Raw genomic sequence first — 12763 nt, 5'->3', positions numbered from 1 at the left:
CCCACAATTTTTAATGAACAATACGGAATAAGAGATTATGCTCGGTCTGGTGGGCTCGTATTTGTGTATAAGAGACTGTTATCATGTGGCGACACGACGCGGAGTGACTGCGTCACTCCAAGGGGGCTGCGTCGCTGCGCGACGCCAGACAGAGTGAGCCCTGTCGGGCAGTCACCTGCGGTGACTGCGGGGTGGTCCCGGTTGGCTCGGGGGCTACCGGTCCGCGGTGGCCGGCTGGCAAGAAGAGCGGGGCCGCTCGCGGGGTTCTTCGGCTAATTCTAGCAGGTCAGACAGGTTTTGACGGGCTATCAGGGGCTCGATCCCGGGGCCGGGCCCTGCGGGACCGCCGCCCTGCCGGCTGCTGCCGGACGTGCTGCGCGCTCCCTCTCCGTAGCAGTATGCCCGCCGACCCCCCACCCCTGTCCACCCCCAACACCCACCCCCAACACCACTACACACCGTCACTCAAGCCCCCAACCATCCCCACTACAGGTCTAAACCACCACCACGCCAGCAGCAGCCCCACACCCCATTTCAAATACAGTCCCCAATCTGAAAACCCGCCAAATACCAAAACAGAAACACCCCCTGACCCCATACCAAAACACAACCCCCAACACCCCACCCACACACCCGAAATGATGCATCACAACCCCCACTGTGTAGAAACCCGAATACCACCCCACCACCACCCAGAAACCTCCCGACCACCCATACCGAAAACACAAAAAAGAGCCCCCGGCTTTCGCCGGGGGCTCACATCGGGCCTACAGGTAGTCGACCCGGTCCCCCCGAAGGTGCCGCGGTGCGGGCCGTACAGCGGGGTGTCGGTCAGCCGGAACCGCTCCACCCGGCCGTCGGGCCGCCGCACGGGGACGACCGTGCCCGGCTGCTCGGCGCTAGCGAACCGTACCGGGCGGCCGTCCGCAGTGAGCGAGGTGTATCAGCGGCTCTGATCGCGGTCTGGCCGCTCCACGTTGGCCGGCTGCGCGTCGTCAAGGGTTGTTGACGCCTCGTCAGTTACATTACTGAAATCCGGTCGCTCCTTCGTGATATCGGGCATGCTGAGTCTGCTGATCAACTAGGACAACTGTGGAGTGAGCATGTCGAACATTCCGGCTGATCTGCGGTATACCGAGTCGCATGAGTGGGTGCGGTCGGAGTCGGACGGCACGTTGGCGGTCGGGCTCACCGATCACGCTCAGCAGGCGCTTGGCCCGGTGGTGTTCGTGGAGCTGCCGGAGGTCGGCAAACCCGTCGCGGCTGGCGATGTCGTCGGTGCCGTCGAGGCGGTCACGGCCCAGTCGGACATCCACGCGCCGGTCGGCGGCGAGGTGATCGCCGTGAACGAGGAGCTGTGCTCCAAACCGCATCTCATCAACACGGGGTACTGGCCCCACGAGGCGTGGATCTTCAAGATCAGGCCGTCGGACAGTTCCGAACTCGATCATCTCCTCGACGCTGCCGGCTACAAGGCGGCCATCGGCGAGTGAACTGCGCCACCACAATGCCTCGGGCCCGGTTCGGCTGTCACTCGGACGGGTGGGATCTGTCCCGCTGCGGTCGGTGAGGCGGCTGGGGGTGGCCTCGTTGGCGCATGAGTACGCGGGCCAGGCCGGTGATCCGGTGCCAAATGCGGCCGACCGTGCGCGCGGTACGGGGCTCCGGCCAACTCTCTGTGCGAGACGTGCAGGGCCGCTCGGCAGGCGCAGAACGGAGGCTGACCCGGTGTCCGTGCTGCCGCCGGATCTGCCCCGGCTGCACACGCTGGTCCTCTACCTGCGCGGCGAGCTGGGCCGCGCGGAGCGGGCCCTGGCCGCGGCCGAGGAGCGCGAGGCTGCGGCGGTCCGACAGCAGCCGGCGCCCGAGCCTCCCGCGTGGCTGGTGGAGCGCGGGATAGGCGCGGGCCGGCTCCCGGCCCGCCTCCACACCGGTGGCTGCTGGGGCACCGGGAAGCGCTGCGTCCCGGCCGCCGCCGAGCAGGTCCGCCAGCTCCTCACCCAGGGCGTGCCGGCCTGTATCCACTGCCGCCCGGACACTGCGCTCGGAGTGCTGGAGTGACCGGGTCCCGGCACGGTGGAGGGATGAGCCCTGACCTGCACGTCATCGTCTACCCGCCGGACGCCGAGGGCGGCCGCCGCGTCCGCGTCGACGGCGAGATCCTCGGCCGCGCCCTCGGCCCGGGTGACCTGCTGGAGTTCCTGCGCCGGGCCGGCCTGGATCCTGATGACGTCCGCCTGGACGATGCGCTGCTCATCGAGTGGCGCGGTGGCGGACCGGCCGTATGGACCCCGGACACCGACGGGGCCTGAGTGCAGGCCGCCGCCGGACGGGCGGCCCGCACTGCTGCACCGGGGTCAGAGGGATGCCCCGCTCACTACCGGACTGGACGGGTCAGGCCCCAATTCCGATGGACGAGACGTATGCGTAGGCCGCATATTCCGAGTCGAGGTCGGAAATGACGTCATCCCAGATTTCATCAATCAGAGACTCATCGCGGTCCGCCCACGCCTTGACCAGATCTCCCCAGATATAGCGGACGGTGATAGAGCGATCGCTCAGGGGACGCCGGAATTTGCCGTCCACATGGCTCTGGTCCACGGGGTAGATCTCCATGCGGCGGCCGCGGCCGCCGTTGTCGAGGTGGCGGGCCAGCCAGCCGGAGCGGATCAGGTTCTCCCGCCGCCGCTCCCAGTACGCGCGGTCCACCCGCTCACGGTTCGCCGGGGAGGGCGTGGCCTTGCCCCGCATCCAGGAGCGCAGCGTGCGGGGGGTGACGCCCTGTTCAGCGAGGGCTTGGCGGCCGGCGGGGCTGTCGAGGTAGCGCAGGCGGGCGGCGAGGCCGCGGCGGGTGGTGACGGGCGAGGTGATGCCGGAGGAGTGCACGATCCGGTTGAGTTCCAGGATCAGGGCCTCGCCGCCCTTCATGCCCCGGGCGTCGTGCTTGCGCCAGTCGCCCCAGCGGGCCCACAGATTCTCGGATCCGGCCATCAGCGCTTACCCCCCAGAAGGTAGGTGCTCTTTTCCTTCACCTGGTTCAGGTCCCGGCCCTCGGAAAACACCGAACGCCAGTCACCGACGACGTGCAGTTCATCCGTGCCGGAAATCTCCACGACTTGAAGACCGGCCTTGTGCGCCTTATTGGCCTTCATCCACAGATTCGCGAACGCTTTCGCCCGGATAATGTGCATCCAATCTGGGCGCCGCAGTTCGCGGTTAGCCGTGGATTCACCTACCGTCGATACCAATTTAGAATACATGGATTTCACGTAGGCGACGGTCAATTCGTCACCCTCAGCCAATGCATTTTTCCTCGTCTCGGCCAGAGCTCGGCGCAGCTTTTCCAGCAGCCCCTCGGTGGCGCCAGAAACGAGGGAGCGGTGAATAGTCGGGGCGTCGGCGAGGCCCTGGCGGGCGCAGTCGAGGAGGAGGCGGAGGGTGGATTCGCTGACCCACAACTCCCCCGGCTCCATCCGGTTGCCCAGCGGGTTCGGGAGGTCGGCGTGTTCCCAGTCGGCCGGGGTGATGAGGTGGACGCCGGATTTCTTCGGGTCGTGAACGCCGCTGGTGTCCTCGCGTAGCTGACCGATCGGCAGCCAGCACTTGAGGGCGGAGAGGTAGGCGGCGTTCATGTCCAGGGCCGTGACATCGAGCTGCGCGCCGGCCTTCGCGGCCGCCAGGGCCGAGGCGTTGCGCCACTTCGGGCGGCCTTCCCAGATCTCGTCTGCGCCCTTCTGGGACCGCTTCCGCAGGATCTCCGCGGTGGGAGGGAACTCGGAGTGCTCGTAGCGGCCGCCGACCCGGGAGGCCTTCAGCAGCGCCATCACGTCCGGGATTGCCGCCTTGATCAGCTCGGCCTGTGCGGCGTCGACGTCGCCGGCGTGCTCGGCGAGGACGTCGTGGACGCGGCCGGTGATCTGGCCGATCAGGTCGTCCGAGGCGTACGTACGCGGGCTCCGCGGCCTCGCCGGGGCCGGGGGCTCCGGCACCGGAGGCGCAGCAGGCGGCTGCTCGGATTGGGGCGCCAGCATGACCGGAGCCTCCACCGGGGGCGTCGAGGCAGCAGCAGGGGCAGCGGGGGCGGAGTTCGCGGCAGCGACGGCGGCCGCGCACTCCTCGGCGCTGAAGTGCTGCGGGAACCCGTCGATCTCGCCGCTGCACGGCTGCCCACACAACACACACAGCCCCACCGGCGCCGCGGGGGCGGGCGCGGCGGCGGCCGCCGACTCGGCGGGGAACAGGGCGGCGGGGGCCGGCTGCGCGACGGCCGCAGGAGTCATGGCGTCCGCGGGGCGCAGGGCAGGGATCGCGCCGTGGAGCACGCCGACCGCGTGCGTGGGGCCGGCCAGCAGGTCGAGGACGTGCAGACCGAAGTGCTTGGCGAGTAGGTCGACGTCCTCCAGCGACCAGTGCTGGCGCCCCGCCTGTTTACGTGAGACCTGCGCTTGGGACAGGCCGAGCCCGTCGGCGAGGTCGTTCTGGCGCTCACCGGTGCGCGTCATCAGCGCTGCAACCGTGAGCCTGAGGAGGTCCTCGACACCCATCATGATGCAAGAGTAACCCATTCAATACTGATTCCGCATGCGTCATACCTAATCAACATGCTTCCCTATCGGAGGCGCGGCTTGCATTGCCCGGGCGCAGGTACGGGAGCGAGCACCAGGGCACGCGCTGCACGTCCCGGGCGCGGGAAGGTACGGCGCACGTCCGGGCGCTAGTGACTCTGAATGAAGTGCTCTGGGCCCTTGGGGGTCGCATCGGCGGGACACTCCCGTGTCGTCCGACAGCTGGTGAGCCTGGGGCTACTTGCGGCTGCACGGCGCGCTTCCGGCGGTGGAGGGAGCGTAGGCCGAGCGCTGCATACACTGTTAGCTACAGTTCGGTTACCCGTCGTGAATACATGCGGGGTCGTCGAGCAGGAAAGGTCGTACTAGTGCACGCCTCCCAAGGGGACCGCCTCGTCATGCACGGCCGAGTCGTGGGCCAGCAGGACCGAGTTGTGGAGATCCTCGAAGTCCTCGGCCCGGATGGAGCACCGCCCTACAAGGTGAGGGCCGAAAACGGTCACGAAACCATCATGTCGCCCGGGCCAGACACTGTGGTTGACCACCGTCGCAGTAGCGACGAGACCTGACAGAACCCCACTTCACTACCCCAGGACCCGCTGACCGGCAGCCTTTTGTCGGCAGGTCGCGGCGCTGATACGAAGTGCCCTGGCGTATCAGGTCAGGGCGCTTCGGTATGGAGCCCGCGCCGCCGCCCGGCTGGGCGCGGGCCACGCACGGCGACGCTCGGGCGCTATCGCGGGCCCCACGTCTTCATCCCGTTCCGGGCGTTGTACTGCGCGACCCACTCGGCGACGTCGGAACAGTCGGCTGGCGGGAAGGCGACGTCGGGCGCGAGCCGGAGCGCCTCGGGGACGTTCACGCCCGGGGGCATTTCGCGGACGTGGTCCCCGGCCAGGGCCATCGCCAGGTCCAGCCGCCCGCCATCGAGGACGAGTTCACCCATCGCTCCGCACTGTGCGCACCGGACGTACGTCACCGTGACGGAGGTCCGCATCCCGAACGGCAGTTGCTCCACCATCTCCATGTCATGCCCAACGCGGCCAGGTCACGCCGGACACCGTCGCCGGGGGGCTGGGGTCGAGGGTCCGGCCGCGCTCTCACCGGGCCCGGGAAGGGCAGCTGTGACCGCGCAGAGCCGGGGCGCCCTTCACCAGGACGGCGCCCCGGCCCGCACCACCGCACCGAAGCAGCAGGGCCTTTAGGCCGTGGCGTTCCAGTAGCAGGTGTCAGAGGGCCTGAAGGCGAGCGCCTTTGCAGCGTCGGGCAGCGAGGCTGATCACGGGGGCGTTACGGCGCGGAGCGGGGTCGGCGGCGACGTCCAGTGCGGGGGAGCGCATGAGGACGGGGTGCAGACCGAGGTCTTCGGTGGCTTGGAGCAGGGACGGCGGTTCGCCGTACTTCCGGCCGAGCATGGCTCGGACGAGGGTGGGCTGCTCGGGGTGCACGGCGACGGGCTCGTTGGTGCGCCAGCCTCGGGCGGCGAGCTGCTTGTAGCGGCTCTCGCGGCGGGCCTGGTCGATGTGGGCGAGGTCGTAGGCGCGGTTGACAAGGGCCTGGATGGAGATGCCCCAGCGCTGCTTGAGGACGGCGAACTCGCGGAGCATCCGTGGGCCGCTGAACGCTTCCTCTGCGCGTTCCTTGGGAAGCAGGAACGCGCCGGCGAAGCGGTGCGCCTCGATTTCGCCCTGCTTGGCGTCAAGGCCGGCCCGGCGGTGGGGGTGGAGGACGAGGTGTCCCAGTTCGCGGGCGGTGGTAAATCGTTGCCTGTCTCCGTTTCCGGCGGAGAAATAGCTGATCATGGATGGCCCCGTGGTGCCCTTCCAGCAGGAGACGCCGGAGTGCCCGACGCCGGCTTCCTTTCCGGTGCCGTCGGAGTCGAGGAGCATGAGCGGGATCACGGGGGTGCCGGCCCGTTCGCAGGTGCGGATGACGTGTCCGGGCACGCCGTCCGAGGGGATGCCCAGGGCGGCGCGGGTCTGGTCTGCGAGGTTTTCGATGTCGTCGGGGGTGAGGGTGCCTTCGGCCACCGGGAGGGTGGTGCCAGGACGTCGCCGCTGACCGGCTTGAGGTCCCGCGATCCGATGGACCTCCTCGCGGGCCCGTGGAGTCACTTGTCGTCTATAGAGCCATGTGGCGTGGGTCGCACTCTCCGTGCTCCCGGTCGTGGACATCGGAGAGCGCTGCGAGGCGCAAGCGGACGTCGCCGCCGGTGCGGAGCACGGTGGGGCCTCGGCCGTAGAGGCGGTAGTAGCAGTCATCAGACTGTGGTGCTCCACCAGGCGGACAGCCGTCCGGCGCTCGGCCTCGTTCCGCCGGCAGTGTCGGGCCGCATACACGGGGGTGATCTGGGTGGTGGTGTAGGCGCCGGGCCTGCGTTCGCCGGCGCTTTTGATGGTGGACGGTCCACGCGACTCGGGGGACCGCGCACAGCGTCACTGGGGCGGTAGGGCGGTGGATGACGGTCCGTCCAGCCTGCCGGGTCCCGGTGACGGGGTGCAGGCGCACGGCCACACTGCCGGTGCCGAGGTGCTCCAGATCTCCCATCCGGATGGGTTCGAATCCGTGGAGGATGACGGTGCCGACGTAGAGGTCGGCCAGGGCTGATGCGTTCTCAGGTTGCGAGATGAAGTAGCTCGCATGCGTGGGCAGGGTGGACCGGTAGGGGTCACGCGGACCGTACCGTACGCGGACGCGTCAGCCACCGTGCACGAAGCAGGGTCAGAGCGCCCGGTCAGGTCGCTCACGCGTTGGCCGTGGCCGTGCCGGTCATCGTCCCCAGCTGTTCGGGGGATACACGGGCCGCATTCGGTGCGTTTCCCGCCCCGCCGGGGCATCCCTCGGTGCAACGAAAGGGAGACATGATGCCGCTCTATCTATCGAGGTTCGGCTACACACCGGAGACGTGGGCGAGGCTGATCGGCCACCCCGAGGACCGCGCAAAGGCTGCTCAGTCGTACATCGAGTCCGTCGGCGGGAAGCTCCACGGCTTCTGGTACGCCTTCGGCACGCACGACGGCTACAGCCTGTGGGAGGCCCCCGACAACGTGTCCATGGCCGCGGTTGCTCTGGCGATCAGCGGAGGCGGCGCGCTTAGCTCGTTCGAGACGACAGTTCTCCTGACCGTCGATGAAACCATGGATGCCCTGCGCAAAGCCGAACGAGTCCAGTACCGGGCGCCGGGCGCGTAGCGGTCCAGGCCAATGCGTTCTCGGCTGACGAGATGAGCGGTTCGCCCAGGTGTGGTCATTCAGGGGTGATCCACCGGACTGGAATCGACGAACGCGACTCCTGATGATCAAGGTTGTCGAAGCCAAAGATCATGAACAGGGGTCGCATTCGAATGCCATTCGCCGTGATCGACGCCCTCGTGTGCCACCGCGAGGACGTCGTACTTCCATGCCCGCCTGCAGGGCTGTCCGAACTGCGCACTGTGGCCGAGGTCCTGGAGCGGGTTCCGGACCCGCACGGTGTCCGACCGGCCGCCGCTACCCCATCGGCGTCCTGCGCACGCTGTGCCTGGTCGGCGTGATCAGCGGCGCAACCTCGCTGGCCTGCATCGCGCGCTTCGCCATCAACAGCGGCCCGGACCTGCGCCGACGTATCGGGCTCGGGGCATGCACGCCGGCCGCCACGACCCTGGGCCGACTGCCGGCCCTCTTGGACGGCGACGCCCTCGACGACGCAGCAGGCCGGCCCCCACCCCCAGCTCGCCGTGTCGATCCGCGGACACTGTTCCGTCGAGGCCCTGCACCACACCGTTGCAGTACCAAGGCGGGGGGCGGGCTGGCCGGGGCGGGCCCCGGCCAGCGGGGGCCCGGCCGGGGGCATGGGGGCGGACCCGCAAAGGGCAGTCAAGAGGAGCTGGACGACCTGCTCGGTCGAGAAAGTAGGCCGTCTTGCCCGCGGCCACCAGGCTTTTCTCGGGTGGACGCCCTGGAGTGCACCGGCGATACCGGCGGCTTAGCTTCGCAGTGCGAACCCGTGTGCCGTCATGCCGTCCGGCCGCGGCGCGTCCAGGCGGTCGAAGGGAAGCTCCATGGCAGTCGTGATGACCTTTTCCTGGCCCGAGATCACACCCGACGTGTACGACGCAGTGCGCCAGAAGGTGCGCTGGGAAGAGGACGTACCGGACGGGTCCGTGCTGCACGCCGCCTGGTTCGTCGACGGCGGCCTCAACGTGATGGACATCTGGGAGTCGCAGGACCACTTCAACCGGTTCATCGAGGCCAGGGTCACCCCCGTACTCAAGGGTGAACTGGGCGTGCAAAGCGACCCCGAGCCGAAGTTCCAACCCCTGCACCGGCGCTTCGTCGCCCCCGGCGTCGGCGGCGCCAGGTCCTGACGTACGCCTTGAGTGAAGCGGCGTCGGTGGACACGGCGGCACCGGCTGGGCGGGTTTTACGCGCCGATGCCGATCGAGCTCGCGTATGCGTACGCCGCATAGTCGGGGTCCGAATGCGGTCACGTCCAGGCGAATGTGGCCGCCGCGGGCGGCGCGGTGGAGGTCCTCCGCCCGCCACTTGGGCCGGCCTTCCCAGATCTGGTCAGCGCTCTCCTGTGAGGCCTTCCTGAGGATGTCGGCGGTGGGGAACGCCGCCTACCTCGCCGCACTCAAAACGTGGCTCCCGATCGCCTTGATGAGCGCGGCCCGCGCGGCGTCCCGATCCCCGTCATGCGCCGCCAGCTCGTGGGCTACACGACTGCGGATGCGGTCCGCGAGAGGGCCGGCCGGGGCGGCGACCCGCTTGGGGGCGGGCGCAGCGGCGGGCGCCGGCTCGGCGGTGGGCGCCGGCTCGGCGGTGGGCGCCGGCTCGGCGGTGGGCGCGGCGACCTATTTGGGAGCGGGTGCGCTGCGGGCGGTTTCGGCCGCGGTCGGCTGTGCCGGGGCCGCTGCGGGTTCTGGTTCGGGTTCGGGGGTCTCGAGCGGTAGGAGAGTCTGCATCCCGCCGGTGGCGATCCGGTCGGCGGGCAGACGGGTAAGTGCGTGGGTGGGGCCTGCGAGGAGGTCGAGGACGGGCATGCCCCAGTGGGCGGCGAGGCGGTCGCAGTCCGTGAGGGTCCACGCGGCCTTGCCGTGCTGCCTGCGGCTGATCTGGCTTTGCGTCAGCCCCAACGCGGCCGCCAAGTCGGCCTGTTGCTCCCCCGTGCGGTGGGCGATCGCGGTCACCGTGACCTGCAGCATCTCTTCCGTGCTCATCACCATGGAAGAGACCCTACCCGCAAGTCGTTGCGAATAACGCATGCTTCATGCGTAAAATGGATTCATCGTTTGACCGGCACCATCCACCCCCCACGTTCACCGCGGGCCCCTGCGGGAGTTCGGTCACCCGAGCCGCCCTTCGTGCGCGGAACGCGCCGATCCCGCCGCCCTGGCACGGACACGTCAGGGGTACCGGACTCGGAACGCCACCGGACAAGGAAGAATCCCGTCGATGGCACACCCCCACCTGCCTACCACCGAGGCAGCCGTCACCGCGATACGCGCGATCGCGGCCGAACACGGCCTGGACATCGCCGTCGCCGACGACATCGGGGCCGACCAGACGTCGCGCCGCACATCGGCCGGCGCCTTCACGACCGTCGATCCCGACGGCTCACTGCCGCACGAGACCTTCGTCGAACTTTCCGGCGTCCCGGCCGTGAGCGTCCGGATCTTTCCCGAAGACGACGCGAAGATCACCGTGGATCACGTCGAGTTCCACGACGTACCGCGCGATTCCGTCCCTGCGTTCCTCCGGTCCGTGTACGGCGGACTGGCCTACACGAAGGGCCGGTTCTTCCCACCGGGCCAGTGGCTCATCGTGCCGCTGCCCGGCGACGAGACGTACAAGGAACTGATCACGGACATCGCTCTCACTCCCTGGCTCGCACGCAGCGCCCGCAGCTTCTGAAGGGTGTTGCACAAGGCTTGGTGCAGGCAGGGTTGTGGGAGTGGTTGAGCTGCTGTTTCACCGTGTCATGGCGAGGTTGTGCATGGTGGCGACGGCCTGCACAGCGTGGTACTCGGGGCCCGATCTGGGCGCGGCGAAGTGGCAGGATGACGAGGCGTCCGTCTCTCCGTGAAATGTGGCTGCGCGGCATCCGGCCGGCCCCATCCCACCCTGGCCCCGGGAGGCGGGGACGATCCCGGCGCAGGCGTGCCGGGCGAACGGATAGGCGTCGCCGGAGTCGGCGTGCGTCAAGCCATGGCGGACGATCCCCGCTGCGGTGCCGGCGCGGCCGCGGAGCGGGGCCAGCCGCGACGGTTCGATGTACGCGCCGCCCGCCGGCGCGGACCGGTCGCTTACCCGCACCCGCCACCCCCGGCCCCGGCCCCGGCCCCGGGACGGTGAGCCGCCGCAGGCTCATCCCTCACGCTGCCTCTCCAACCTGCGCCAAGGCGTCCGCGTCGGCCGACTCCGTCCGCCCCCGGACATGCTGTCCGTGCCTTCGACGTCGTCGGCCAGGCGCAGCTCCGGGTCGGCCAGGTGGGCGCGGAGCACGTCGGCTCCCGGGCCGGCGACGGAGAGGGCGGCGGCGCCCAGCGTGTGCGGGGTGGCGAGTTTGTCGTGGGCGAGGAGCCAGGCGGCGACCGCGCGCCGGTCGAAGCGGGGTGCATGTCGGTGCCGGTGAGGGTCGGGGAAGTCGGGCAGACGCCGGCGCCAGACAATGACCGCGGCGCGGCCCACCCGGGCGGTCCGCGCGACCTCCGGGAGGTACGCCGTGTCCGCGGCGGGGTGGTCGGCTCCAGTGCGGCGAGCGGGGAGCGGCGGCCGGGCTCCGTCCGGCGCAGGTGTCGCCAGTCGACGGAGGGGTGGGTCTGCGACAGGAGCGCGACGGCGGTCGCGGGGTCACAGCGGGACCTGTACCACTCCCCCGTACGCGCGGCCGTAGTCGACGTCCACCGTGCCCACCGGGGACAGCCAGCCGAGGCGCACGTCGTGGTCGAAGTCGGTGCGGCGGACACCTGGGCGCAGGGCGGCCTGGTCCGGGCCGAGGGGGACGTGGTGGTCCAGGAGGACTGGCAGGTCGCGGCGGCGGGCCAGCGTCTCCACCTGGTCCGGGTGGACCTCCGGGAACTCGGTGTCACCGCCGAGGCGGAGCAGGAGGCCGGCGCGTACGAGGTGGCCGACCGCGGGCGCGGTCATCCGCGGCCGCCGCAGCGGCAGCGGCAGCGGGACGCCCAGGGCCTCCGTCAGCCGGTCCCATGGCCCGTCCTGCGCCGACCGGACCGCGCCGCGCAGGGCGGGGCGCACCGTCTCCGGGTCGGCGGCCTCCGCCACCACCCGCGACCGCGGGCGGCCTTCGGCGTCACCACGCACGCAGGATCTACGGCGCGGGCACCTTCTCGAGGACCAGGGACGGTCGCCCGTCCGGATCGTCTTGGAAGTACAGCGTCTCCTGGCTCTTCGTGTAGAGCTGAATGCCCGCGGTCATGCCGAGCCCGTCGTCCTTGACCGTCAGGTAGACGCAGTCGCTGGACTCCTGGCTGTCGAGGAACTGCCAGGTGCCATGGAAGTCGGCCGGGGCGGAAGTCCCGTCAACCGATACGCCGGTGGCGGAGAACTTCTTATCGGGCCCAAGCAGGATCTCGCCGCCCGTCTTGGCGTTGCGGTACACGCCGGGCAGCCCGTCGGGGTCGACCGAGGCCGTGCATCCTGACATGAGTACCGCAGAAGCCATCAGTGCAGTGACGAGCCACCGCGTACCTGTCCCCCTGAACATCACAGCCCCAGCACGCATGTTCACAGATCCCTCCCCAGAGGTTGGATGTCCGGCTTACGGCCGCACACCCCTATTTGAACATGCTCAAAAATTGCGACTACCCTCGGGTCCCGCAACCGGGATCGCAGCCCATCACACCGCGCACCCGGCCCGTGGCCGCGTCGTGGCCGACGGCCGCCGAAGGGCGGCGCTGGCACAGTTCGCAGTCAGGGTGCCGCTGGAGCAGCCGGGCCCGCTCGGCGTTCGACATCCGCGCGTACACCAGATCCGGGTCACGCCGCGTGACCCGGAACTCCGGACAAGGCCCGGGGGGGGAGAGACGGCCGGCCGGCCGCGGAGGGGCCGGGCGCAGCAGGCGTCGAGCGCACAGCGGCTCCCGGCCGGGCGGTACAACCCCCGCGGCGCGCGTGGGGAACCGGCGCCCTGGGGCCCCGCGGGCGGCTGGGAGACCTGCCGGAGGGCCGGGACAACCTCTTCTCGTTTCTGGCGTC

Annotated in this window: 15 protein-coding genes; 7 read left to right on the top strand and 8 right to left on the bottom strand. The window is 69.7% G+C overall.

Annotated features, from left to right (window positions below; translation table 11 throughout):
- The first annotated feature begins 1103 nt into the window (after nucleotides 1–1103).
- The 3 genes from gcvH (at nucleotide 1104) to ACFWU6_RS30930 (ending at nucleotide 2312) form a co-directional block, all read left to right on the top strand.
- The gene (gene gcvH, locus ACFWU6_RS30940; RefSeq protein WP_383984468.1) at nucleotides 1104–1493 is read left to right on the top strand and encodes a glycine cleavage system protein GcvH; all 390 of its coding nucleotides are present in this window, start codon (nucleotides 1104–1106) and stop codon (nucleotides 1491–1493) included.
- 235 nt (nucleotides 1494–1728) lie between these two features.
- Nucleotides 1729–2061 carry a DUF6233 domain-containing protein gene (locus ACFWU6_RS30935; RefSeq protein WP_383984465.1) on the top strand — a complete coding sequence of 111 codons (333 nt, stop codon included), beginning with the start codon at nucleotides 1729–1731 and terminating at the stop codon, nucleotides 2059–2061.
- 23 nt (nucleotides 2062–2084) lie between these two features.
- Complete coding sequence (locus tag ACFWU6_RS30930; RefSeq protein WP_383984462.1) at nucleotides 2085–2312, top strand: hypothetical protein; 228 nt, start codon at nucleotides 2085–2087, stop codon at nucleotides 2310–2312.
- Between the two features lie 82 nt (nucleotides 2313–2394).
- On the opposite strand, the gene ACFWU6_RS30925 is transcribed toward ACFWU6_RS30930, so the two are convergent.
- Together ACFWU6_RS30925 and ACFWU6_RS30920 are read right to left on the bottom strand one after the other, a co-directional pair.
- Complete coding sequence (locus ACFWU6_RS30925; RefSeq protein WP_383984459.1) at nucleotides 2395–2991, bottom strand: hypothetical protein; 597 nt, start codon at nucleotides 2989–2991, stop codon at nucleotides 2395–2397.
- Entirely contained in the window at nucleotides 2991–4547 is a 1557-nt protein-coding gene (locus tag ACFWU6_RS30920) for a helix-turn-helix domain-containing protein (RefSeq protein ID WP_383984456.1), read from the bottom strand. Before ACFWU6_RS30920 ends, ACFWU6_RS30925 begins: the two co-directional genes overlap by 1 nt.
- Before the next feature lie 386 nt (nucleotides 4548–4933).
- Between ACFWU6_RS30920 and ACFWU6_RS30915 the strand changes: the two genes are divergently transcribed.
- Nucleotides 4934–5134 carry a DUF1918 domain-containing protein gene (locus ACFWU6_RS30915; protein WP_383984453.1) on the top strand — a complete coding sequence of 67 codons (201 nt, stop codon included), beginning with the start codon at nucleotides 4934–4936 and terminating at the stop codon, nucleotides 5132–5134.
- A 164-nt stretch (nucleotides 5135–5298) separates the two neighbouring features.
- Here the strand turns inward: ACFWU6_RS30915 and ACFWU6_RS30910 are convergent, their stop codons facing one another.
- The gene (locus ACFWU6_RS30910) at nucleotides 5299–5511 is read right to left on the bottom strand and encodes a hypothetical protein (protein WP_383984450.1); all 213 of its coding nucleotides are present in this window, start codon (nucleotides 5509–5511) and stop codon (nucleotides 5299–5301) included.
- Nucleotides 5512–5794: 283 nt separating this feature from the next.
- The gene (locus ACFWU6_RS30905) at nucleotides 5795–6595 is read right to left on the bottom strand and encodes an ImmA/IrrE family metallo-endopeptidase (protein WP_383984447.1); all 801 of its coding nucleotides are present in this window, start codon (nucleotides 6593–6595) and stop codon (nucleotides 5795–5797) included.
- A gap of 834 nt (nucleotides 6596–7429) precedes the next feature.
- Between ACFWU6_RS30905 and ACFWU6_RS30900 the strand changes: the two genes are divergently transcribed.
- Entirely contained in the window at nucleotides 7430–7756 is a 327-nt protein-coding gene (locus tag ACFWU6_RS30900; RefSeq protein ID WP_383812639.1) for a GYD domain-containing protein, read from the top strand.
- A gap of 848 nt (nucleotides 7757–8604) precedes the next feature.
- Nucleotides 8605–8910: a hypothetical protein gene (locus ACFWU6_RS30895; protein ID WP_383984445.1), complete on the top strand. Its 306-nt coding sequence runs from the start codon at nucleotides 8605–8607 to the stop codon at nucleotides 8908–8910.
- A 489-nt stretch (nucleotides 8911–9399) separates the two neighbouring features.
- Here ACFWU6_RS30895 and ACFWU6_RS30890 read toward each other — a convergent pair whose 3' ends face one another.
- A complete protein-coding gene (locus tag ACFWU6_RS30890) occupies nucleotides 9400–9771 on the bottom strand; it encodes a helix-turn-helix domain-containing protein (RefSeq protein WP_383812635.1) in 372 nt (123 codons plus the stop codon).
- A gap of 229 nt (nucleotides 9772–10000) precedes the next feature.
- Here ACFWU6_RS30890 and ACFWU6_RS30885 point away from each other — a divergent pair, with 229 nt between their 5' ends.
- Entirely contained in the window at nucleotides 10001–10459 is a 459-nt protein-coding gene (locus ACFWU6_RS30885) for a hypothetical protein (RefSeq protein ID WP_383984442.1), read from the top strand.
- A 453-nt stretch (nucleotides 10460–10912) separates the two neighbouring features.
- Here the strand turns inward: ACFWU6_RS30885 and ACFWU6_RS30880 are convergent, their stop codons facing one another.
- The 3 genes from ACFWU6_RS30880 to ACFWU6_RS30870 all read right to left on the bottom strand — a co-directional run bounded on the left by ACFWU6_RS30880 (nucleotide 10913) and on the right by ACFWU6_RS30870 (nucleotide 12212).
- Nucleotides 10913–11236 carry a hypothetical protein gene (locus tag ACFWU6_RS30880; protein ID WP_383984439.1) on the bottom strand — a complete coding sequence of 108 codons (324 nt, stop codon included), beginning with the start codon at nucleotides 11234–11236 and terminating at the stop codon, nucleotides 10913–10915.
- A gap of 162 nt (nucleotides 11237–11398) precedes the next feature.
- Nucleotides 11399–11869, bottom strand: a complete 471-nt coding sequence (locus ACFWU6_RS30875) for a hypothetical protein (RefSeq protein ID WP_383984436.1) — start codon at nucleotides 11867–11869, stop codon at nucleotides 11399–11401.
- Nucleotides 11870–11876: 7 nt separating this feature from the next.
- Nucleotides 11877–12212: a hypothetical protein gene (locus tag ACFWU6_RS30870; RefSeq protein WP_383812630.1), complete on the bottom strand. Its 336-nt coding sequence runs from the start codon at nucleotides 12210–12212 to the stop codon at nucleotides 11877–11879.
- Nucleotides 12213–12763: the final 551 nt, after the last annotated feature.

The sequence above is a fragment of the Streptomyces sp. NPDC058674 genome, assembly GCF_042716505.1.
Taxonomy (GTDB): domain Bacteria; phylum Actinomycetota; class Actinomycetes; order Streptomycetales; family Streptomycetaceae; genus Streptomyces.
This window is presented reverse-complemented; position numbering and strand designations above follow the sequence as displayed.